This is a genomic window from Nocardiopsis yanglingensis, from assembly GCF_045809185.1.
Taxonomy (GTDB): domain Bacteria; phylum Pseudomonadota; class Gammaproteobacteria; order Xanthomonadales; family Xanthomonadaceae; genus Stenotrophomonas; species Stenotrophomonas yanglingensis.
This window is the reverse complement of sequence record NZ_JBJNRH010000002.1, coordinates 105,911-127,969: the sequence shown is the minus strand read 5'-3', so window position 1 is coordinate 127,969 and position 22,059 is coordinate 105,911. Positions and strand designations below refer to the sequence as shown.

The window sequence follows — 22,059 nt, the reverse complement described above, 5'->3', positions numbered from 1 at the left end:
CTGCACAGTTTCATTGTTTTGGATCGATAGAATAATAGTGGCCTATAAAGTTTCCCTTGCCTGCGCCGCAACCGATCGTACGGCCATGATCAAGGGAATTGAGATGCTCGCATTACGCAACCTCCGAGTGGGATCCCGGCTGGGTGCCGGGTTTGGTTTGCTGCTGCTGTTCATCGTGGCCATCGTCGGCCTGGTGCTGTATGGAAATCACCTGAAGTCCGCCCAGTTCGAGAAAGTGGTGGACGTCAACATGGTGAAGATGCGGCTGTTGAACGACATGCTGGATACCAACAATGCGGTGTTGATGCATCGGCGTCTGATGGTGATCAAGCGTGGCGAGGATTTCGACAAGGATTATCAGAAGGCGCAGGAGCTGTCGCAGACCTACGATGGTATCTGGGCCAAATACATCAAGATTCCGCGTGACGCCACCGGCGATGCCCTGGTTGCGAAAATCGACGCGGCACGCAAGGCGACCGATGCCTCCACCCAGCATCTGCACGAGCGCATGAAGGCGGGTGATTTCGATGGTGCGGCCAAGGAACTGCTCGCCGAGCACGGGCTGGCAACCGCGTGGAACGAGGCCATCTCGACATTGCTGCGGCATCAGGAAGCGCTGACTGCACGTAGTCGGGAAGAGTACCGATCGACCGAATCCTGGACCGGCACGTTGTCGATCGTGTTCGGCGTGATGAGCCTGATACTGGGTTCACTGGCGGCGTGGGCCATCACCCGCAGCCTGACTCGTCCGCTGGAAGGTGCGGTGAAGCTGGCCGATGGCATCGCCAACGGGCGGCTGGACAGCAGCATCGACGCCTCCGGCAATGATGAGGTCACCCAGTTGCTCCGGTCGATGCAGCGCATGCAGGCACAGCTGCAGGCGGTGATGGCGGCGCAGGGTGAGCTGGCGCGCCAGCACGATGCGGGCAGCCTCAGCTACCGCATGGACGAGAGCGCGTTCCCCGGCGACTACGGGCGCATGGTGCATGAGACCAATGCGCTGGTTGGATCGCACGTGCTGGTACAGAACCGGCTGATCGAGGTGATGAAGCACTACGCACGTGGCGATCTGTCGGTGGACATGGACCCGCTGCCCGGCGAGAAGGCGGCGATCACCCAGGCGATGGACGAAACCAAGTCCAGCCTGTCGGCGATCAACAGCGAGATCCGCCGGCTGGCGACGGCAGCGGCGGCGGGCGATTTCAGCCTGCGCGGCGATGAAGACCGCTTCGCCTATGATTTCCGCGACATGGTGGCCGGGCTCAATCGCCTGATGCAGACCACCGACGAGAACCTGGTGCAGGTCTCGACCCTGCTGCAGGCGATCTCGCGCGGTGACCTCACCGTACGCATGCAGGGGGACTTCCACGGCGTGTTCGCCCGCATGCGCGATGACTGCAACGCCACCGTCGATCAGCTCAAGCAGATTGTCGGCCGAATCCAGTCCAGCGCGTCCAGCATCAACCTGGCCGCAGGCGAGATTGCCTCGGGCAACACTGACCTGTCGCGGCGTACTGAACAGCAGGCGGCAAACCTGGAAGAAACCGCCGCGTCGATGGAGGAACTGACGTCCACGGTGAAGCAGAACGCCGAGCATGCGCGACAAGCCAACCAGCTCGCCATCGGTGCGCATGGTGTCGCCTCGCAGGGCGGTGAGGTGGTCGGCCAGGTGGTCACCACGATGTCGGCCATCGAGGCCTCGTCGAAGAAGATCGCCGAGATCATCTCGGTCATCGATGGGATCGCCTTCCAGACCAACATCCTGGCGTTGAACGCCGCGGTGGAAGCTGCGCGTGCTGGCGAGCAGGGCAGGGGCTTTGCAGTGGTGGCCAGCGAAGTGCGTACGCTGGCGCAACGCTCGGCAGGCGCGGCCAAGGAGATCAAGGGCCTGATCGAGGATTCGGTCGGCAAGGTTGCCGACGGCTCGGCGCTGGTCCGCCAGGCGGGCACCACGATGGGCGAGATCGTAGCCTCGGTGCAGCGCGTGACCGACATCATGGCCGATATCTCCGCCGCATCGCAGGAGCAGAGCTCGGGTATCGAACAGGTGAACCAGGCGGTGGTGCAGATGGACGAGACCACGCAGCAGAATGCGGCGCTGGTGGAAGAGGCCAGTGCGGCGGCACGCTCGATGGAAGAGCAGGCCAACCTGCTGGCCGAGGCGGTTTCGGTGTTCCGCACGGGTGCGGCGACGGCAGCGGCGGTGGTCCGCCCTGCATTGGCAGCGGTAGCTGCGACGGTCACCCCGGTGCGTCGGCCCGCTGCGCTTTCACCCCGCATCGAACCGACACTGGCGGCCAACGCCGGGGGCTGGGAAGAGTTCTAGCAAGGCAGCACGCCGGCAGGGAGACGGCGCCCATCGCGACGGCTGGTCGCGATGGGCGCGGATTTTCTTCCTGAACGCGCGATGGCCGATGAAGTGGCGGACACGCACATTTCACTTCCGGTTGCCAACCGCCAGAGGACACTTGGGCCATACCGGAACTCAGGAGATGGCCATGAAGACCTCGACCCGATTGCTTGTGCTGGGCACCCTGCTGGCGGCTTCGTCGGTGGCCGGAGCGCAGACCTATGGGCCGCGCGATGAGGGACGCAAGTTCAACGACGGCAGCCGCGTGGTCTGCAAGAACGTGGAAGTGCAGCGCAACTCGCGCGATCCGAACCGTATCACGGGTACCGCTACCGGCGCAGTGATCGGTGGCCTGCTCGGCAACCAGGTCGGCGGCGGCAACGGCAAGAAGCTCGCTACCGTGGCCGGTGCTGTTGCCGGTGGTGCGGCGGGCCGACAGATCCAGGGCAACAGCCAGCAGAAGAATGGTGATCGCGTGGTCGAACGCCGCTGCGAGCGCGTCTACCGCTGATTGCTCGACCCGTTACCCCTTCCACACTGCAGTACTCGGACGCCGGCCCCACGCCGGCGTTCGTTGTTATGGGAAAAGGGGACGGAGGGTATTAAGTCGCAATCCCCCAAAGCGGCTGCTTACGACTTAATCCCCTCCGTCCCCTTTTTTGCGAGGAGGCGCCAGGCGGCGAGGGCACCGTAGAGCAGCAGCAGGGCGCTGAGGGTGATCAGTTCATGGCTGACTTCGGCCAGGCTGGCATCCATCTGGTTCAGGCGCACCATCAGGTTGATGCCCGAGGTGGTCGGCAGCAGCTGCGCCAGCCAGACCAGCGGTTGCGGCGTCATCACCGCCGGCCACGACAGGTTGGCCAGGAAGAACAGCGGGATCGAGGTGGCGATGATGTACTGGAAAGCACGCTCGCGGGTGCGGAAGAAGCTGCCGACGAACAGGCCGAACGCCACCGTGGCGGCGATGAACAGGGTGCCGCCCAGCAGCTGGCCCAGCGGGTTGCCGCCGCGCGGATAGTCCTGCACCCAGGCGGTGAAACCGGCGTAGTAGAACAGGCCGAACAGTCCGATCAGGCCGAAGCCCAATGCCATGCCCGCCAAAGTCGGCAGGTCGAAGCGCAGGCGCCGGCCGAGTGCGAGGCGGCGGCCGCCGAGCAGGACGCCGATGCCCATCAGCAGCGTCTGGTGCACGATCAGCTCGGCCACGCCGGGCACGATGGCGCTGCCATAGCCTTCCTGGGTGTTGTACAGCGGGCGCTGCACCAGAGTGACCGGTGGTGCCTGCGGCGCGCCCATGAAGGCGGCCTGGCCGACCACCGCCTCACGCCCGAATGCGCCCAGTGCATCGGCCACGCTGCCCAGCACCCAGCTGGCACGGCCCAGGTAGGCGCCGTTGCCTAGCAGCACCAGCTTGGCCGGGTGGCCGCGCAGGATGTCGCGTTCCAGGTTGGCCGGGATCAGCACGATGCCTTCGGCGTGGCCGGCTTCCAGCTGCCGGCGGGCACTGTCGATGTCCGCCGGTTGCCCGACCACGCGCGCAACACGGAGTGCATCGAGCTTGCGCAGCAGCTCGCGGCTGGTCGCGCTGTGGTCTTCATCCACCACCAGCACCGGCAGGTTGCCGGCCACCTGGTGACGGTATGCGGCCGGGTAGAAGAACGAATACAGGATCACCGCGCCGACCATCACCACGATAGCGTAGCGGTCGCACAGCACGGCCATCAGGGTCTGCCGCAGGCTGCGCCACAGTGCGCTCATGCATCGGCTCCTGCCGGTTGTGCGGCTTCGGGCGTGCGCGCGAAGGCAATCAGGCGCAGGCCGCCGATACCACCGGCGACCACCGACATCAGCAGCAATGTCGCCAGCGGCCACACCGAAACCAGCAGCGGCGAACCGATGAACTGCTGCTGGGTCTGCAGCTTGATGTAGGCGCTGAGCGGCAGCAGCTGGTGCCAGATGCGGGTGAACAACGGGCCGTCCAGCACCGGGAAGGTCGCGCTGGAGAACGCCAGCGCGGTGCCGATGCTGAGGCCGACCGCGGACAGTGCGGTGCCCATGTCGCGGGTGACGCCGACGAAGAACAGCGCGTAGGCGGCGGTAGCCAGATAGAACAAGGGTTGTGCGAGCAGCAGCAGGAGCACGCTGCCCGCCACGCCATCGCCGCGCAGCCAGGCGAGGTAGCCGATGCCGAGTGCGCCATACAGCGAGAACAGCAGGATGTATGGTGCGACCTTGCCGGCGATCGCAGACCACGGCGTGCGGCCCAGCCAGGTGCGCAGGGTGCCGTCGCGGATCTCGCGGCCCAGGCTGCCGGCCACGGCAAGCGCCAGTACCAGCGACAGCACCGCCGGGAAGATCAGCGGCAGCAGGAACAGCTCGTAGCTGCGCGCAGGGTTGTACAGGATGTCCGACTGCACTGCGATCGGTGCCGCACGCAGTTTGCCCGGGCCGACCTGCAGTCCGATGCGCTCGCGCAGCAGGCGTGCGTTCCAGGCCGAGACCGCGTCGCCGATGTCGCGCGCCGCGGACTGGCCGGTGGTCATGTAGGTGGCGTTGTAATAGGCGAACACCGTGCCCTGGCGCCCGCGCAGCGCCTGTCGGGTAACGTCGCGCGGCACCAGCACGATGGCGAACACGTCCAGGCTGCGCAGCTGCGAACGTGCGTCTTCCAGGTCCACCGGCTGGCTGGCGACGCGCACGCCGGGGCTGGCGTCGAGCATGCGAAGCAGCAGGCGGCTGTCACTGCTGTGGTCGAGGTCGACCACGGCGATCGGGATGTCGCGCATCACCGAGGGCGTGAACATCCAGGCCATCACCACCAGCATCAGCAGCGGCAGCAGGGTGACCAGCAGCAGATCGGCGCGGTTGCCGCGCAGCGACCACAGTTCGCGCCGCCAGCTGGCGGCGAAGCCGCCGCGGCCAGGGCTCAGTGCTGGGGCCATGCGAACAGCACGCTCATGCCGGGGCGGAAGCCCTCGATGCGGCGTACCGGGCGCACCCGCACCTCGAAGCTGCGGACGTCGTAGCCGGACGACTGGCGGGTGGTACGCCAGGTTGCATAGTCGCCGGCCGGGTTGATGAAGTAGACCTCGAATTCGCCGTCCAGTCCGAGTGCCGGCACGCTGCCCTGCAGTTTGCTGCCGACCTTCAGGCCCTGCATCTGCGATTCGCGCAGGTTCATCGCCACCCACATGCGGTCGATGTCGACCAGGGTAAACACCGGGTAGCCGGCCGGCACCAGTTCGCCCGGGTCGGCCATGCGCTTGTTGATCTCGCCGGCCACTGGCGCGCGCCCTTCCACTTCGACACGCGCGGCGTTGACTTCGGCCACTGCGCCCTGCGCCTGCTGCACCTGGCCCTGCGCGGCACGCTTGTCCTGCTCGCGTGCGCCGGCCAACGCCATGTCGTACTGCGCGCGGGCGGCACGTGCCAGTTCGCGCGAACTGGTGGCCTGGGCATGCGCTTCATCGCGCTTCTGCCGGGTCATCACCCCTTCGTTGAACAGGTTCTGCACGCGCTGGTAGGTGGCTTCGGCCAGCGTCGCACCGGCTTCGGCCCGCTTCCAGTTCGCTTCAGCGGCGCGGATGTCTTCGCTGCGCGCGCCTTCGTCGGCCTTGTCGGCCACCGCCTGTGCGGCGGCCAATGCACCGTGCGCCTGCTGTTCCTTGGCGGCCACTTCCGGGCTGTCGAGCAGGAACAGCACCTGCCCGGGCTGCACGCGGTCACCCTCGCGCACCTTCAGCTCGGCCACGCGCGCGGTGATCTTGGCGGCCACGTTGATGGTGTCCGCATCGGCCATGCCCTGGATCTGGTCGGCGGGGCTGCGCCAGGCCAGCCACAGGCCCAGCACCACCACGACCAGCAGCACCACTATCAGGATCGGTCCCAACCGGCGCTTGCCCGGGGGCGTCGTCGCATCGTCGTGCAGCACATCACTCATGGTCGATCACCTCGTCCGCACGCCGCCGGAACTCTTCGAAACGGTCCATCTGTCCACTGACCTCCAGCAACTGTGCCAGCGCAATATCGTATTGGTAGGCGGCCTGTGCGCGCTCGACACGGGCGCCGCCCAGGCCGAGCCGCGCGTCGATCACATCCAGCGAAGTCGCCTGGCCTTCGCGGAACGCCAGCTCCTGCAGGCGCAAGTTTTCCTGTGCCTGGGCGATGCTGCTGTCGAGCAGCACGTACTGCTGGCGCGCGGTTTCCAGCTCGTTCCAGGCCTTGCGCACGCCCAGCGCGACCTGGTTCTCGGCCTCGCGCAGGCCCGCTTCGGCCTGGTCCTGCTGCGCACGCGCGGCGCTGATCTGCGTCGGCCGCGAGTTCGGCGACAGGAAGGTGTACTTCAGGCCGATGCCGAACGCCCAGTCCGGATCGGTCAGCATCTCATCGCGGCGGCGGAAGTCGTACTGGCCGAAGGCGAAGATCTGCGGCTTCAGCTTGGCCTGCTGCACGCGCACGCCCTGTTCGGCCTGCGCCACCATCGCCCGCAGGCGTGCGATCTGCGGCTGGCGTGCCTGCGCGGTGCGCTCGAAACTGGCCACCGGTTCCAGTGGTACGCGCTGCACGAACAGCGGCGACACCGGCTGTACCTCGCCACCACTGCGCAGCAGCGTGGCCAGCGCGGCCTTCAGCGTGGCCAGGTCGTTCACCGTCTTCTGGTATTCGCGCTCGGCCTTGTCACGGGCCACGGTGGCCTGCAGGCGCTGCGCGCGGGTGGCGAAGCCCTCGCGTTCCAGCTTCTCGGCGTCGGACAGGTGGCGGTTGAGGCCATCGCGTACGTCGCGGCGCACATCCACCGCCTGCTCGGCCAGGCGCTGGCCGAAATAGGCCTGGGCCAGCTGCACGGTCAGCGATTGGCGTTGTGCTTCGCGCTCGGCACTGGCCTGTTCGTGCGCGGCGCTGGCCGCACGTTGCGCGGCCGGAATCACACCGCCGGTGTACAGCGGCAGCACCGCGGTCACCACCGGGCGGGTACGCCAGTCGCGTTCGGTGAACGACAGGGGCGAGTCGATGCCAAAGGCCTCGGCCACCGGCGCCAGCGAGCCCAGCGGCAGGGTGAGGGTCTTCTGGAACTGCAGGCGGCGTACCTCGCCGGTGATCTCCGGCAGGCGCAGCAGGCGCGTGGCTTCCTGCAGGTCCTGCTTGTTGCGTACGGCGGCATCGGAGGCGGCCAGTGCGTCGGAGACCTGCTCCAGCCGCTGCCGTGCCTGTTCCCAGTCCAATGCGGGTGCATCGGTGAGGCTCTGCGCCGCTGCAGCCAGTGGCAGGCAGGCTGCCAGCGCCAGCGCGGCCTTCGCGCCGTGCATCCTTGTACGTCGGCCGATCACGCCCATGCCGTCCCAATGGTGAAGAAGTGCGCAAACGGTAGTGCGCGCGGCGTGAAGCCCGGGTCTGCGGTCATCGGTTTGTCCTCAACGAAGGGTGCCGCTGGCCGCAGTGCGCAGCGCCTGGGTGATGTGCTGCAGCGTGCTTGAGCGTACGGCGGCATGCTGCCAGTACAACGGCACATCGAGCCAGCGGCGGGGTTCCAGTACCACCACGCGGCCGGCGCGCACGGCGGGCGCGACCAGGGTTTCCGGGGCCATGCCCCAGCCGAGTCCGCACGCGGCGGCTTCGACGAAACCGGTGGAGGAGGGCAGGTAGTGTAGCGGCGGCTGCAGTCGCGCGCGGGTCAGGCGCCGCACGAAGCGCCACTGCAGTTCATCCTTGCGGTTGAACACCAGCATCGGCGCGCGCGCCAGGGCCGCGGCCTGCATGCCATCGCTGAAGTACTGGCGGGCGAAGCCGGGCGAGGCGATGGCGTGGTAGCGCATCGCGCCGAGCGGGTGCACATTGCAACCCTTCACCGGCTGGCTTTCGGCAGTGACTGCGCCGAGCACGCTGCCATCGCGCAGCAGCTGCAGGGTATGGTCCTGGTCGTCCATGCGCAGGTCGAACAGGTAGCCATGGCGCTGGTGCAGGTCGGCGATGGCCGGCACGAACCAGGTATCGAGCGAGTCGTCGTTGACCGCCAGCGGGATCGGCGTGCGTGCGGCATCGCTGCCGCGTTCGGGCAGCAGTTCGGCCAATGCCTCGGCCTCCAGCGCCTGCATCGGCCGGACCCGGCGCAGCAGCGCTTCGCCTGCGGCGGTGGGGCGGCACGGTGCCTGACGTACCACCAGTACCTGGCCGAGCCTGTCCTCCAGCGCCTTGATCCGTTGCGACAGGGCCGACGGGCTGATCGACAGGCGGCGTGCTGCGGCCTCGAAGCTGCCTTCTTCCAGCACCGCAGCAAACGCGGCCAGTTGCGGATGTACCAGATCCATGCCGGTGCCTCTTCAGTTTTCCTGCACAGGATAAAGAAAAATCAGTTTGTCTAAACAGGGGCGGCGGCCGCACCCTGCGCGTCCCCTCGCTGCCTGGTCTGTCCTGATGTGGATCGCCGCTACCGCCGCCGGCCTGTTCGCAGGTGCCGGCCTGATCATCGCCATCGGTGCGCAGAACGCCTTTGTGCTGCGCCAGGGACTGCAGCAGCGCCATGTGGGGAGGGTAGTGCTGGCCTGCGCCGGCGCGGACATAGCGCTGATCCTGGCCGGCGTTGGCGGCATGGGCGCGCTGGTGCTGCAGTGGCCGCTACTGCTGCAGGTGTTGCGCTTCGGTGGCGCGGCCTTCCTGCTCTGGTATGGCCTGCAGGCGGGGCTGCGCGCATGGCGTGGTGGCAGTGCGCTGGCCGCTGCCGAGGCGCAGGGCGGCAGCGGACGGCAGGTACTGCTGACCTGCCTGGCCTTCACCCTGCTCAACCCGCATGTCTATCTGGATACCGTGGTGCTGTTGGGCAGCCTGTCCACGCGTTACCCGGGCGAACTGCGCTGGGCCTTCGCCGCCGGTGCGTGCGCGGCCAGCGTGGCCTGGTTCTGCACGCTGGGCTATGGCGCGCGCCTGTTGCAGCCGGTGTTCCGCAGGCCGGGTGCCTGGCGTGTGCTGGACGCAGGCGTGGCGGTCTTCATGTTCTGCCTCGCCACGCTGCTGCTGTTGCGTCCGCTCTAGGCCGCATCCACCGCGCACAACGGCGTCTCGCCGGGGCGCAGGGTCAGTACGCGCACGCCAGTGCGCGTGACCGCCACGGTGTGTTCGAACTGCGCCGACAGCTTGCCGTCGCGGGTGTACACCGGCCATTCGTCCGGCTGTTGGCGGATGGCCGGCTTGCCCTGGTTGAGCATCGGCTCGATGGTGAACACCATGCCTTCTTCCAGCGCCATGCCGGTGTTGGGATGGCCGTAGTGCAGGATCTGCGGTTCCTCGTGCATCTCCTGGCCGATGCCGTGGCCGCAGTACTCCTTCACCACGCTGTAGCCGTGGCTGCGCGCGTGGCGGGCGATGGCGTGGCCGATGTCACCCAGGCGCGCGCCGGGGCGGACCGCAGCGATGCCTTTCCACATCGCCTGGTAGGCGGTCTGCACCAGCCTGCGCGCGGCGTAGTCGACCTCGCCCACCAGGTAGGTGGTGCTGGAGTCGGCGATGTAGCCGTTCTTCTCCAGGGTGATGTCGAGGTTGACGATCTGGCCGTTGCGCAGCACGTCGGTGGTGCTGGGAACGCCGTGGCAGATCACGTTGTCGATCGAGGTATTGAGCACGTACGGGAAGCCGTACTGGCCCTTGCTGGCAGGCCTCGCCTGCAGTTCATCGACGATCATGCGTTCGACGAAATCGTTGATCTCCATCGTGCTGCGGCCCTGCAGCGGCAGCTGGTCGAGTGCGGCGAACACCTGCGCCAGCAGGCGGCCCGATTCGGCCATCAGCGCGATCTCATCGGGGCGCTTGATGATCGCCATCGGCTCAGACCTGTCCCGGTGCCAGCAGCGGCGGCTGCACGCCGGCTGCCCGCAGTTCGCTGGCGACGATGTCCTGGAAGCTCAGCGTGGGGTTCATCTCGCACAGCATGCCGACCCGGATCCAGAAGTTGGCCTGGGCGTTGATCGAGCGGCTGGAGACGGTGCAGGCACGACGCAGCTGGTCGTGCAGGGTGTCATCGATGTTGACGATGCCCATGGGCGGTCCTGGAGGAGTGGATATACGAAGCGTATATGTTTCGTATATCCAGCTCAAGCCCGCCCGGTTCAGCTGGCGTCGGTGGCGAAGCGCAGGCGGTTGCCGTCGGGGTCGCGGAGCAGCATCTCGCGGCTGCCCCATTCGGTGTCATGCGGCGGCTGTTCGATGGGGACACCTGCGGCACTGAAGGCGCGGTGCAGGGCGTCGACATCCTCGACGATGAAGTACACCGCGCCGCCGACTTCGCAGTCGCCGCTGTGTTCGGTGAGGAAGATCGTCTGGCCGTCACGGGTGAGCTGGGCGAACAGCGGGAAACCGGGTTCGAAGCGATGTTCCCAGTCGACCACGAAGCCCAGCCCCTGCACGTAGAACGGCAGGGTGGTGTCGGCATGGCGCATGCGCAGTTGCGGGATGACGGTCTGGGGCATGGCGGTGGCTCCTGGGGTAGACGTCCAGTGTAGTGCCGGCCGCTGACCGGCATCCTCGTGAGCCCGGGAACAATGAGGTTGCCGGCCAGCGGCCGGCACTACCGACGCTGCCTGGGTCTGGTAGTTGCCAACCTTGGTTGGCATTGCCGGCCAGCGGTCAACCGGCCATCGGCACCGAAGCCATCGCCGCCAGCAGTTCGCGGTTCACCTGCTGGTGCCGTGCCTGCCAGACCGGCAGATTGTCGGCGCTGATGTCGGGCTGGCCATCCAGCGAGGACAGCCAGCGCTTGAAGCGGCTCTGGTAATTGGCCAGCGACACTTCGCCGGTGATGTCACTGCCGACCAGGCCGCCGGCGCGCAGCGCTTCGATCACCACCAGCGCGTGTTCCAGCTGGAAGCGGCCCTGGTCCCAGTTGCTTCGGGCGACGTCCTCTGCGAACACGTCCTTGTCGATCGACAGGTAGGTGGGTTGCGGTGACTTGGCCTGCTCGGCGGCGAACGCGGCCACCAGTGCCTCCGGGTGCTCGAAGCGTCGGAATGCACGGCCCATGCCGAGGCGGTGGCCCCAGCCCACGTCCACGTCCATGCACCAGTACGTCAACCGCCCGCCCATCAGCGGGCGCCAGTGGTTTTCCCAGGCGTGGCCAAGGCCGATGTCGCTGGAGGTGATGCCGAGCACATGGATGTGCGAGATCTGCGGCAGCTTGCTGGCCGCGTTCACCCATGAACCGCAGTGCATGCCGAACGGGAAACGCATGTTGTCCGGATGGTTGTCCAGCACCACCAGCTGGAACGGCGCCTGCACGCGCATGCGACGCAGCAGAGGCAGGCTGAGATGATGGAAATCGCCGCTGCCGAGCATCACCGTGCCGAGCTGGGCCGGCAGCGGGGCCAGCACTTCGGCGGCGAAACGGTCGAGGGTGGCATTGCTGCAGGCGAAGCGCAGTGGATCGTGCCATTGCGGCAGGGCCAGGGTCTGCGCCTGGGGCAGCGGCAGCACGCCACCGTCCAGGTCCAGGATCAACGGGGAGCGCAACGGCATCGTTCAACCGCCTCCATCAGCTTCGCCCTGCAGGTACGGGGCCAGCCTGCGCAGGGCGGCGCGCAGCAGTGGGGAGCGTGCATGGATCGCGTGCCGGGTGGAGGTGAACCTGGCGCCCAGTTCGGCCTTGATCCGCGAATCGGTCCAGCCGGCCACGTAGTGGCTCAGGCCGTGCTGCAGCGCGTACTCGAGGTTGTGCATCCAGCTGACCGCGTACAGGTTGTGCTCGCGCGACTGCGGATAGGCCAGGCCGATGTACTTGTCCACCAGCTTGCCGGCATGCACGTAGCACAGGTTCCAGCCGATCAGCTGGCCCTGGTGGTGGTACAGGAACATCCGTCCCTGGCCCTGGCTGTCGGCCAGCAGGTGCTGGAAATAGGGCAGGTCGAGCTGGTCGAAATGCACCGCGCTCTGCGCGTACACGCCCAGGTACAGCGCATACAGTTCGGCCTGCAGCTGCGGGTCGGCCAGGGCCGGATCACCGGTGGCGATGCAGTCGATCTGCAGGTCATCCCGCGAGCGCAGCTTGCGCCGGATGTTCTTGCGGCGCGAGGACGACAGGCGGCCGAGATAGCCGTCGAGCGAATCGAAATCGATGGCCACCCAGGCCAGCGGCATGCCTTCCAGTTCGACGAAGCCGCGTGCCAGCAATGCCTGCAGGAAGGCACCGCTGTGTGCGTTGGCGGCGTCGTCCAGCAGCGGCGAATCGATGGCCAGGTCCTTGACCACCAGTAGGCGCGTATCGCCGATCGCGTGACGCGTCACGTCCTCGGCCAATGCCTCTGGTGCGACGTGCGCGGGCAGCGGGGTGTACTCGGTGCTGGTGGCACCGACGAAGCGGGTTTTCCAGGTGATCCAGGGCCGCCACAGGCGCGACAGCGGCAGGCCAAGCAGCTTGCCGCGCAGGTCGTCATCCATCGTGGTGGTCAGGTCCAGCGGCGCACGGAAGGTCGGCAGGCCGCTGGGCAGGCGGCCTGCCTCGAATCCGAGCGGCGGGTGGGCCAGGAAGCCCTCCAGCAGCGCGGCCGGTTCCAGCGCAGTGCTGGACGCGCGTGACGTCATCTCCATCGGCACGGGAACCGGCAGCGCATCGACCTCAGCCCTTGGCCTTGGTCAGCGCCTGGTCGAGCAGGGTGATCGCCAGGTCGATCTCTTCGTAGCTGATGTCCAGCGACGGCGCGAAGGTGATCACGTTCTTGTACCAGCCACCCACGTCGAGCACGAGGCCCATGCGCTTGCCGTCGTGCAGCAGGTCACCGGCTAGGCCGATGTCGACCATGCGGTCCAGCAGCTCCTTGTTCGGGGTGTAGCCGTCGGTCTGGCAGATTTCCGCACGCAGGGCCAGGCCCAGGCCGTCGACGTCGCCGATTTCCGGGTGGCGCTTCTGCAGGCCACGCAGGCCGTCGAGGAAGTACGCGCCCTTTTCCGGCACGGTGCGCTCGTAATCCATTTCCTTGCCCAGCTTCAGCACTTCCAGGCCCAGGCGGGTGCCCAGCGGGTTGGAGTTGAAGGTGGAGTGGGTGGAGCCCGGCGGGAACACGGTCGGGTTGATCAGCTCTTCGCGCGCCCACAGGCCCGACAGCGGGTTCAGGCCGTTGGTCAGCGCCTTGCCGAACACCAGCACGTCCGGGGTCACGCCGAAGTGCTCGATCGACCACAGCTTGCCGGTGCGCCAGAAGCCCATCTGGATTTCATCGACCACCATCAGGATGCCGTACTTGTCCAGCACGCGCTTGAGGCCGGTGAAGAAGTTGCGCGGCGGGATGACGTAGCCGCCGGTGCCCTGGATCGGCTCGACGTAGAACGCGGCGTACTCGGCCTGGCCGACCTTGGGATCCCACACGCCGTTGTACTCGCTTTCGAACAGGCGCTCGAACTGCCACACGCAGTGGTCGGAGTACTCGTCCGGGGTCATGCCCTTCGGGCGACGGAAGGGGTACGGGAACGGAATGAACATCGCGCGCTCGCCGAAGTGGCCGTAGCGGCGGCGGTAGCGGTAGCTGGAGGTGATCGACGACGCACCCAGGGTGCGGCCGTGGTAGCCGCCTTCGAAGGCGAACATCAGGCTCTTGCCGCCGCGCGCGTTGCGCACGATCTTCAGCGAGTCCTCGATGGCCTGCGCGCCGCCGACGTTGAAGTGCACGCGGCCGTCGAGGCCGAACTTCTCGTGCATGTCCACGGCAATGGTCTTGGCCAGCTGCACGCGGGTCGGGTGCAGGTACTGGCTGGCGACCTGCGGCAGGGTGTCGATCTGGTCCTTCAGCGCGTCGTTCAGGCGCTTGTTGCTGTAGCCGAAGTTGCAGGCCGAGTACCACATCTGCAGGTCGAGGTAGGGCACGCCCGCACCGTCGAACATGTAGCTGCCTTCGCCGCGCTGGAAGATCTTCGGCGGGTCGACGTAGTGGACGGTATCGCCGAAGGAGCTGTAGCGGGCTTCGTCGGCCAGCAGCTGCGCGTCGGAGGCAGCGGCGTCGGCGTTCTTGTCAAAAATGTTCATGCAGTTCGGTTCCGTGAAGGACGTTCGAAAGGGGGCAACGGGGGAGCGGGACTGAAAGGGAGTGCTCAGGCGGTGGCCAGCAGCAGGGGCAGTGCAGTGGGCTGCGGGCTGGCGTCGACGCGACGTGGCTGCAGCAGGCTGCCATCGAGCAGGCGCGGCAACAGCGCGATGGCATCGTGGAAGGTATCGATCGCGGCATGTTCGATGCCGGCATGGGTGCAATGCGTGATCAGGCGACGCTTGGCAAACACGAAGTCGGCATCTTCGGACACGCAGAAATCCGAACTGCCGTCGCCGATCATCAGCACGCGCGGTGCTTCGTTGGCACGTGCCTGCGCAGCGCAGGTGCACTTGCAGGTGCCGCTGCGGCAACCTTCGGCTTGGTAGGGCGACTCCAGTTCCCAGTGGTCTTCGCACCAGCGCAGGTGGTTGGCCACCACCGGCAGCGGCGGCAGGCCATGGTTGGCGAGGATACGGTGGATCGCATAGTCCAGGCCGTCACTGACGATGCGCAGCGGCACGCCCAGTTGTTCGGCGCGGCTGACAAAGGCGGCGAAGCCCGGATCGATCTTTACCTGGTCCAGGTGTGCGTCAAGCGTGGCCGGGTCCAGCTTCAGCAGCCGCACCTGGCCCTGCATGCATTCACGCGAGCCGATCCTTCCCGACTTCCACTGGTCTTCCAGTTCCTGCCAGCCCGGCTGGCCGTACTTCTCCAGCAGCGAGTCGATGACATCTTCGAGGCTGATGGTGCCGTCGAAGTCACACAGGATGCTCCAGTGCATGGGCAGGTCCGTCGATGAGAAAGGCGTCCGGCACGGTGCCGGGGCAGGCTCAATGTAGGCAGGCAGCCTTTCTCGTTCCTTTCCTGTTGAAAGCCTTCATTTCCGGGCGGGGAAAGCGTTCAGGAATGATCTTTGTGAATGGGCGGATCGCCCGGGAATACCCGCTTTCAGCGTTGTGCATCAGCCAATGCCTGCAGAATCTCTGCGGTCTCTTCACGGGTCTGCCAGGCGCTGTTGCCGAGGGTCAGCATGCGTGCGGCGAAGTCGCGCGCGTTGGGCATGTCGTCCTGCGGCACGATGCCACGCAGGTAGGCGTAGTCGGGCAGGGCATGGATGAACATGCGGCTGGCACCGAGACCGCGTGGCCACAGGTCTTTCAGCACGGCGTCGCGGGCCCGTTGGCTGGGCAGCAGCAGCATCAGCATCGGCCAGGTGCCGCCGGTACCGGCCAGGCCATCGACCACCTCCACCGCTGGCAGCTGTGCCAGCTGCACGCGCAGCTGCAATGCACGCAGGCGTCCGGCCTGCAGGAAGGCGGGCAGGCGCCGTGCAGCATGGGCGCCGATGTTCTGCCGCCAGTGGCTGACCCGGTGCTGCGGGATGTCCAGCGGGAAAACATCGCCGACCGCTTCTTCCAGATCGCCGCGTTGCAGTGCACTGCGCAGTGGATTGCCGTACACCAGCGACAGCAGCGAGGGCCGATAGCAGGCTGCGAGCCCGAGCAGCTGCACGCTGCGCAGCAGCTCCCAGCGCAGGCTGAAACGGACCTGCTCGGCCGCATGTTCGGCCAGCGCGGCACGCAGTTCGTCATCGCGGCTGACCAGCAGGCCGCCTTCGTGCAGGCTCAGCCCCTTGCCGGCGGCCAGGCTGAAGAATCCGATATCGCCGCGCAAGCCGACACTGTTATTGCCAACGCGTGCACCGAGTGCCTGTGCGGCATCTTCGATCACCCAGGCACCGGCGCCGCGCGCGACCTCGCAGGCCAGCTCGACGTCGGCGATGCGACCGCCAAGATGGGTGGGCAGGATCGCCAGCGTGCGTGCATCGGCCAGACGCCTGAGCTGGCCGGGGTCGAAGTCGAAATGGTCGTGCCGGGTATCGCACAGCTGCACGCGCAGGCCCAGGCTGTGCACCGCGATCGGCACCAGCGGACAGGTGTAGGCCGGCATGATCACGGTGTCGCGCTTTGGTGCACGCTTGCGCAGCGTACGCAGCGCGATCAGCAGAGCGTGCGTACCGGAACAGGTCAGCTGCAGCGGCGGTGTGCCGAGCTGGCTGGCCAGGATGTCGCGCAGGTCGCCGCCGCCGGGAAGGAAATCGCTGGCCTGCATCGGCAGGCCCGCCGTCGGTGGCAGTTCGCGCGCGAACAGGCTCATCGCAGCCCGCTCACGAGGTGCTTTCGGCGGGGCTGTGCGGGTCGTCCGCTTCAGCGCGGCCAAGGCACACGATGCCGGCCACGATCAGGACCGCACCGAGCAGATGGTGCAGCGTCAGCGGCTCGTTCAACAGCCACGCCGACAGCAGCAGCACGCTGATCACTTCCAGGTGCGAGGCGGCGAATGCGGGGCCGATCGGCGCGTGCCGCAGCAGGCTCATCCAGGTGAAGAACGCACCCACGTAGCCGAGGATGGCGCCGTACACCCACGGCTGCGACAACACGCGCAGCAGCCACGCGGTGTTGGCCTCGACCGGCAGCGCGGCATCACCGGCGTACTTGAAGCACAGCTGGGCCAGCGTGTCGAAGGCCATCAGCAGCGGGAAGCCGATGACATACAGGCGCCTCATGAGCCGGCTCCCACCACCGCCACGCCCGCAGTGACCAGCAGCATGCCGGTCACTCGCAGCGGCGTGAGCTTTTCGCGGAACAGGAAGCGGCCGGCAATCATCAGCGCGACGATGTTGATCGAGCCCAGCAGCACGCCCTTGGACAGCGGCACCAGCGACAGGAACGCGATCCAGGCGACGAATTCAAGCACATAGCAGGCGATGCCGATCCACAGCCAGGGACGGCTGAGCATGTGTTTCCAGCGTTGCAGTCCTTCGCCTTCCTGCGGATCGCTGGCGGCGGCCTTGAAGGCGAGCTGGCCACCGGTATCGAGTACCACATTGGCCAGCCACAGCAGCGTGGCGAGTGCCCCCATCTCAGGCCACCGCCTTGAGGACGCCGCTGCGTTCACCGATTTCGGTGAAGAAGCGCGCGCTGCGGCGGATCACGTCGCGGCGTTCGCGGTCGATGGTGATCATGTGGTAGCTGTCTTCCAGCACCACCAGTTCCTTCGGGCCGCTGACCCGCGACATCACCAGCTCGGCGTTGCCCATGCTGGCCACGTCGTCCTCGCGTGCGTGCATCACCAGACACGGTGCGGTGACCTGGTGCAGGTGGCGGCGGGTCCAGTTGCTCAGGGCGCGCATCTCGGCCAGCGCGTGCCAGGGGTTGCCCGGCAGGCCGGCAGCCGCGCTGTCGCCGGACAGCATGGCGGCACTGACCTGCGCACGCAGTCGCTCGTCACGCAGGCCGTACGGCGGCTCTTCCATGAACATGCGGTCGCGGCCGATGTTGAAGCGCTTGAACCACGGCAGCAGGAACGAGAGGCGGGCCACGGCGGGAATGTTCCAGCCGTCGTAGCGGAAGGTGGCGCCATATACGCCGACCCCGGACACCCACTCCGGGCGACGTGCAGCCAGTGCCAGCGACAGCACCGCGCCCATCGACAGGCCACCGACGAACAGCTGGTCGACCTTGCCGCGCAGGGTTGCCGCCGCATCCTCCACGCCCTGGTACCATTGTTCCCAGGTGGTCGCCAGCAGGTCATCGACGCTGCCGCAATGGCCGGGCAGCTGCACGCCGTGCACGGTGAAACCGGCGTTGTTCAGCCCTTTGCCCAGCATACGCATTTCCGCCGGGGTGCCGGTCAGACCATGGACCAGCAGCACGCCCTGTGGGCCACCGGGGAGGAAGAAGTCGTGCGATTCGGTCACCTGGCGGCTCCGGGACGGCAGTGGGGATGGCAGGATCGCAAGCGCGATTTTCGCCAGCCTTTCAACGCCCCGGGCCGGGTCAGGGCGCCTTCAGCAGCGGCAGCGTGATGGCGACCTTCAATCCGCCACCGGGGCGGTTCAGGAAGCTCAGGCGGCCGCCGAAGTGCTCCACCGCCTCATGCGCGATGGCCAGGCCGAGGCCGGTGCCGCTGGCAGCGGTGCCCGGCGCCCGGAAGAAGCGCTCGCCCAGCCGTGGCATCACGTCGTCGGGCACGCCGGGACCATTGTCTTCCACATACAGTTCGACATCATTGTCGTCCAGCGCGTGCACGCCCACCGTGACGGTCGCATTGCGGCCGGCATAACGCAGGGCATTGTCGATCAGGTTGTCCAGCGCTTCCTGCAGCATGGCGCCATTGCCGAGTACACGCAGCGGATGGGGGCTGCCACGGTAGCCGAGGTCGATGCCATCACGGATCGCTTCCGGAACGCGCATGCCGACCCACTGCGGCACCAGCTCGCACAGATCCAGCGCCTCCACGGTATCGGGCACGGTCTGCGCCCGGCTCAGTGCCAGCAGCTGGGTGCTGACCCGGGCGGTGCGCTGGTTGAGCCGGCGGATGTGCTGCAGCGCCTCGCGCACTGTATCGGGGTCGCCATGTGCCAGCGCCTGGTCCACGTGCAGGGCCATGCCCGCCAGCGGCGAACGCAGCTGGTGCGCGGCATCGGCAATGAAGCGGTTCTGCAGGGTGATCATTTCCGCCTGGCGGGCAAACAGATCATCGATGGTACTGATCAGTGGCTGGATCTCCTCTGGCACGTCGGCATCGGAGATCGGCGCCAGTTCGCCGCGGCGCTGCGCCAGGCGGGTTCTCAGCGGGGTCAGGATGCGCAGGCCATAGGTCACGCCGAACCAGACCAGCGCTGCGGTACCCAGCGCCAGCATGGTCATCAGCGGGATGATGATCATCAGGATCTCGCGCGCACGCTGCCGGCGGTCGGCCATGCTCTCGGCCACGGTCACCGCCAGCTGGTCCTGCGGATCGTTCATCGCCTGCGTGCAGACGGTGGCCATGCGTACCTGCTGGCCATTGAGGTTGCCGTCGTACAGCGCCGGATGCACACCGGTGCAGTCCTGAGAAGGGGCGTACGGGCTGAAGTCTGCATTGCCGCTGAGCGTACCCATGCGGCTGCTGTCGACGTTGAAGTAGCGATGGCCGTCGGGGTCGTACTCGATCAGGAAGCGCGCCTGCGGAGACAGGTCGCTGGTCACCGGCATGGTGCTCAGCATCTGCGCGAACGAATGCGTGTCGTCGATCAGGTTGCGGTCGTGGATGCGGTTGGAATAGTCCAGCGCAACGTAATAGGCCAGGATCGTGTTGAAGGTAAGCAGGCCCAGCATCGGCAACGCCAGGAAGGCGAGCAGGCGCCGGCGCAGGCTGGGGGGGCCACTGATCACGGGGTGCTGTCGTCCTGCGCGTCTTCCAGCATGTAGCCCAGCCCGCGCACGGTGCGGATGCCCATGCCGCCGGGTTGCAGCTTGCGGCGGAGGCGGTGCAGGGCGATGTCCAGGCCGTTGTCGGTGAGGTCCTGGCCCCAGTCGCACAGCGCTTCCACCAGTTGCGCGCGCGACACGATGCGCTCGGCGCGAACCGCCAGCGCCGACAGCAGGCCGAATTCGCGTGCGGTCAGTTCCAGTGACTGGTCGTCGATCCACACGCGGTGCCCGGCCAGGTCCAGGCGCAGGCGACCGATGCGCAGATCCGGGTTGCCATTGCTGGTGACCCGCCGCAGCTGTGCGCGTACCCGTGCTTCAAATTCGTCCAGTGCGAATGGCTTGACCAGGTAGTCGTCGGCGCCGAGGTCGAGCACGCGCACGCGCTCGGCCAGGCCGTCACGGGCGGTCACCACCAGCACTGCCAGGCCATCACCGCGCTGGCGCAGGCGCTGCAGCACATCGCGGCCATCCAGTTGCGGCAGGCCCAGGTCCAGCACCAGCAATGCGTACTGGGTCGAGCCCAGGGCAGCATCGGCGTGCGCGCCGTTGTCGACGTGGTCGACCACATGGCCCTGCCGGCGCAGCGAGGCGCACAGGCCGGAGGCGATATCCGGATCGTCTTCAGCAATCAGAACGCGCATGCGCGAGGCTCCTGTAACGGTCAGGCCCACCGGATGGACGGGGTGGGCCTCTCTCGGCTGCCGAGGGTAGCCGCAAACCGGGTGAAGGTGGAGCGCGCCGCCGCCGCCGGGCGCGGCCGCGCTGTCCCTTCATTCAGTCCTGCAGGTCATTCAGTCCTGCAGGCCGGGCTCACCCTGTGCCAGTGGCACCCGCGAGCCGTCCAGCAGGCCGCGGCTGAGCCTGCCATCTTCGATGAACAGCAGTTCGCCGTTTTCGCCATTCTTGATGCTGCTGTCGATGGCGATCACGCGGTCGCCATGGAAGCTGCTGACGTGCGGCATCGAGGTATGGCCGACCACGATGCGCTGGAGCTGCAGGCGGTCGAGCACGGCCTGCACGCCTGCAGTGTCCAGTCGCCCATCGAAGTAGCCGCGGTACCAGATCGGACTGGTCTTTCCGTCATACAGCGGTGCGGTGGCCGGGTCGGCCTTCACTTCGGCCTTGGGCAGACCCAGCGAGGCCTGGTAGGCCGCGTTGGTACGCGCCGGCTCCAGCGCCAGCTGTACTGCCTCGGGCGAGATGCCGCCGTGCAGGAACAGGGTGTCGCCGATCTTCAGCAGCACCGGGCGGGTGCGCAGCCACTGCCCGATCACCGAATCGGCACCGTACAGCTGCGGGTAGCTGCGGCCCAGCAGCTGGGCGCTGCGCAGGTACTTCGGGTTGACGTAGCGCAGGTCGTCGTACAGCACCATGGTTTCGTGGTTGCCGAGCACGAAGTGCACTGCGCCACCGGCGGCGGCCGCCTGCTGCTGCAGGCCGTACAGCAGCCAGAAGGCCTCGGTCACCTGCGGACCGCGGTCGAACACATCGCCGGCGATGACCAGGGTGTCCTTGCCCAATGCCCAGCGGTCCTGCGCGTCGATGACCTGGTGGGCGCGCAGCAGGCGCACCAGCAGCCCGTACTGGCCATGGATGTCGGACAGCGCAACGATGCGCGGCACGGCCGGCAGCACGGAGACCGAAGGCGCATTCGGGGCAGCCACATGCACCGTGTGCGCGTAGCCGCAGCGCGGGGCGATATCGGTGCCTGAGGCCTGCGTGGCAAGCGTGCGCGACTCGACCCTGTCGTCGCAGATCCATTTGGCCTGCAGCTGGTCGCCCTGGCGGAACACATAGGGGCCATCGGCCTGCACGTGGTCGGCGGGCGCGGCAACCTCGCGGGCCTGCATGGTTGCTGTGGCGCAGGCCAGCAGCGGCAACAGCAGGGCGGTCAGCAGGGAAGGGCGATCGCGCGACATCGGCGGCATCCAGCGGCGGAAAGACCCGATGCTAACCGGCGTGGGCGTTCATCGGTGTGCGCGAATGGGCGGGTCAGGTGCCGCGCCCGTCGTCCCTGAGCTTGCGCACGCGGGTGGCGGTGGGCTGGAGTGGCTGGCCGTCGCGCCCGCGCGGCTGCATGTAGGGCAGTGGCCGCCGCGTCGCCAATTCGATCAGCTGTGAATGGGCTTCGCCTGCACCGAAGCGATGGCGCTCTCCCCACTGGCGCAGTGCGACCAGCAGCGGGAACAGTTCCTGGCCAGCGGCGGTGAGCACGTACTCCTGGTAGGCCGATCCATCGGAGGCCGGCTGCAGCTGCAGGATGCCGGCCTCGACCAGCCGGCGCAGGCGGTCGCTGAGGATGTTGCGCGCCGCGCCCAGGCTGCGCTGGAAATCACCGAAGCGGGTGATGCCGTCGAACGCGTCGCGGATCACCAGCAATGCCCAGCGGTCACCGAGCAGGTCGGCACTGCGGGCTACAGGACAGGGGCTGTCGGCGTGCATGCTGGTATCTCCG

At 67.2% G+C, this 22,059-nt stretch carries 23 protein-coding genes; 3 read left to right on the top strand and 20 right to left on the bottom strand.

All coding sequences use genetic code 11. The features are described from left to right. Nucleotides 1–103: 103 nt before the first annotated feature. Both ACJ7C5_RS03785 and ACJ7C5_RS03780 read left to right on the top strand, forming a co-directional pair. Complete coding sequence (locus ACJ7C5_RS03785; protein WP_412703094.1) at nt 104–2,326, top strand: methyl-accepting chemotaxis protein; 2,223 nt, start codon at nt 104–106, stop codon at nt 2,324–2,326. Nucleotides 2,327–2,498: 172 nt separating this feature from the next. Next, complete coding sequence (locus ACJ7C5_RS03780) at nt 2,499–2,861, top strand: glycine zipper 2TM domain-containing protein (protein ID WP_012510448.1); 363 nt, start codon at nt 2,499–2,501, stop codon at nt 2,859–2,861. Nucleotides 2,862–2,980: 119 nt separating this feature from the next. On the opposite strand, the gene ACJ7C5_RS03775 is transcribed toward ACJ7C5_RS03780, so the two are convergent. The 5 genes from ACJ7C5_RS03775 to ACJ7C5_RS03755 all read right to left on the bottom strand — a co-directional run bounded on the left by ACJ7C5_RS03775 (nt 2,981) and on the right by ACJ7C5_RS03755 (nt 8,655). Further along, nucleotides 2,981–4,108: an ABC transporter permease gene (locus tag ACJ7C5_RS03775; RefSeq protein WP_197585011.1), complete on the bottom strand. Its 1,128-nt coding sequence runs from the start codon at nt 4,106–4,108 to the stop codon at nt 2,981–2,983. Next, nucleotides 4,105–5,292, bottom strand: coding sequence for an ABC transporter permease (locus ACJ7C5_RS03770; protein ID WP_412703093.1), 1,188 nt, complete (start codon nt 5,290–5,292; stop codon nt 4,105–4,107). The genes ACJ7C5_RS03775 and ACJ7C5_RS03770 overlap by 4 nt, the downstream gene beginning before the upstream one ends. After that, a complete protein-coding gene (locus ACJ7C5_RS03765) occupies nt 5,277–6,290 on the bottom strand; it encodes an HlyD family secretion protein (RefSeq protein ID WP_014036426.1) in 1,014 nt (337 codons plus the stop codon). Before ACJ7C5_RS03765 ends, ACJ7C5_RS03770 begins: the two co-directional genes overlap by 16 nt. Next, nucleotides 6,283–7,656, bottom strand: coding sequence for a TolC family protein (locus ACJ7C5_RS03760; RefSeq protein WP_412703092.1), 1,374 nt, complete (start codon nt 7,654–7,656; stop codon nt 6,283–6,285). Before ACJ7C5_RS03760 ends, ACJ7C5_RS03765 begins: the two co-directional genes overlap by 8 nt. Before the next feature lie 105 nt (nt 7,657–7,761). Next, on the bottom strand, nt 7,762–8,655 hold the full coding sequence (locus tag ACJ7C5_RS03755; protein ID WP_071228490.1) for a LysR family transcriptional regulator ArgP: 894 nt from the start codon (nt 8,653–8,655) through the stop codon (nt 7,762–7,764). Between the two features lie 106 nt (nt 8,656–8,761). On the opposite strand from ACJ7C5_RS03755, the gene ACJ7C5_RS03750 reads away from it, so the two are divergent. After that, a complete protein-coding gene (locus ACJ7C5_RS03750) occupies nt 8,762–9,376 on the top strand; it encodes a LysE/ArgO family amino acid transporter (protein ID WP_412703091.1) in 615 nt (204 codons plus the stop codon). Here ACJ7C5_RS03750 and map read toward each other — a convergent pair. The 15 genes from map to ACJ7C5_RS03675 form a co-directional block, all read right to left on the bottom strand. After that, nucleotides 9,373–10,161 carry a type I methionyl aminopeptidase gene (gene map, locus ACJ7C5_RS03745; protein ID WP_412703090.1) on the bottom strand — a complete coding sequence of 263 codons (789 nt, stop codon included), beginning with the start codon at nt 10,159–10,161 and terminating at the stop codon, nt 9,373–9,375. The two genes, ACJ7C5_RS03750 and map, sit on opposite strands and share 4 nt — an antisense overlap. A 4-nt stretch (nt 10,162–10,165) precedes the next feature. Then, the gene (locus ACJ7C5_RS03740) at nt 10,166–10,378 is read right to left on the bottom strand and encodes a ParD-like family protein (protein ID WP_005415768.1); all 213 of its coding nucleotides are present in this window, start codon (nt 10,376–10,378) and stop codon (nt 10,166–10,168) included. Between the two features lie 68 nt (nt 10,379–10,446). Then, nucleotides 10,447–10,806, bottom strand: a complete 360-nt coding sequence (locus ACJ7C5_RS03735; protein WP_071228487.1) for a bleomycin resistance protein — start codon at nt 10,804–10,806, stop codon at nt 10,447–10,449. Between the two features lie 157 nt (nt 10,807–10,963). Then, entirely contained in the window at nt 10,964–11,848 is an 885-nt protein-coding gene (locus ACJ7C5_RS03730; RefSeq protein WP_412703089.1) for an arginase family protein, read from the bottom strand. Between the two features lie 3 nt (nt 11,849–11,851). Then, nucleotides 11,852–12,916, bottom strand: coding sequence for a GNAT family N-acetyltransferase (locus ACJ7C5_RS03725; protein ID WP_412703088.1), 1,065 nt, complete (start codon nt 12,914–12,916; stop codon nt 11,852–11,854). Between the two features lie 28 nt (nt 12,917–12,944). Continuing rightward, nucleotides 12,945–14,345: an aspartate aminotransferase family protein gene (locus ACJ7C5_RS03720; RefSeq protein WP_006425764.1), complete on the bottom strand. Its 1,401-nt coding sequence runs from the start codon at nt 14,343–14,345 to the stop codon at nt 12,945–12,947. 65 nt (nt 14,346–14,410) lie between these two features. After that, nucleotides 14,411–15,127, bottom strand: a complete 717-nt coding sequence (locus tag ACJ7C5_RS03715; protein ID WP_412703087.1) for an MtnX-like HAD-IB family phosphatase — start codon at nt 15,125–15,127, stop codon at nt 14,411–14,413. A gap of 167 nt (nt 15,128–15,294) precedes the next feature. Next, nucleotides 15,295–16,503: a DegT/DnrJ/EryC1/StrS family aminotransferase gene (locus ACJ7C5_RS03710; RefSeq protein WP_412703086.1), complete on the bottom strand. Its 1,209-nt coding sequence runs from the start codon at nt 16,501–16,503 to the stop codon at nt 15,295–15,297. A 10-nt stretch (nt 16,504–16,513) separates the two neighbouring features. Next, a complete protein-coding gene (locus ACJ7C5_RS03705) occupies nt 16,514–16,912 on the bottom strand; it encodes a DMT family transporter (RefSeq protein ID WP_049446815.1) in 399 nt (132 codons plus the stop codon). Beyond that, on the bottom strand, nt 16,909–17,268 hold the full coding sequence (locus tag ACJ7C5_RS03700; RefSeq protein WP_012479558.1) for an EamA family transporter: 360 nt from the start codon (nt 17,266–17,268) through the stop codon (nt 16,909–16,911). Before ACJ7C5_RS03700 ends, ACJ7C5_RS03705 begins: the two co-directional genes overlap by 4 nt. A gap of 1 nt (nt 17,269) precedes the next feature. Then, complete coding sequence (locus ACJ7C5_RS03695; RefSeq protein WP_094000244.1) at nt 17,270–18,106, bottom strand: alpha/beta hydrolase; 837 nt, start codon at nt 18,104–18,106, stop codon at nt 17,270–17,272. A 79-nt stretch (nt 18,107–18,185) separates the two neighbouring features. Continuing rightward, entirely contained in the window at nt 18,186–19,565 is a 1,380-nt protein-coding gene (locus ACJ7C5_RS03690) for a sensor histidine kinase (protein ID WP_005412674.1), read from the bottom strand. After that, on the bottom strand, nt 19,562–20,245 hold the full coding sequence (locus ACJ7C5_RS03685) for a response regulator (RefSeq protein WP_088025290.1): 684 nt from the start codon (nt 20,243–20,245) through the stop codon (nt 19,562–19,564). Before ACJ7C5_RS03685 ends, ACJ7C5_RS03690 begins: the two co-directional genes overlap by 4 nt. A gap of 150 nt (nt 20,246–20,395) precedes the next feature. Further along, entirely contained in the window at nt 20,396–21,523 is a 1,128-nt protein-coding gene (locus ACJ7C5_RS03680) for a metallophosphoesterase (protein WP_412703085.1), read from the bottom strand. Between the two features lie 73 nt (nt 21,524–21,596). Then, nucleotides 21,597–22,046: a winged helix-turn-helix transcriptional regulator gene (locus tag ACJ7C5_RS03675; protein ID WP_097048328.1), complete on the bottom strand. Its 450-nt coding sequence runs from the start codon at nt 22,044–22,046 to the stop codon at nt 21,597–21,599. Nucleotides 22,047–22,059 lie beyond the last annotated feature (13 nt).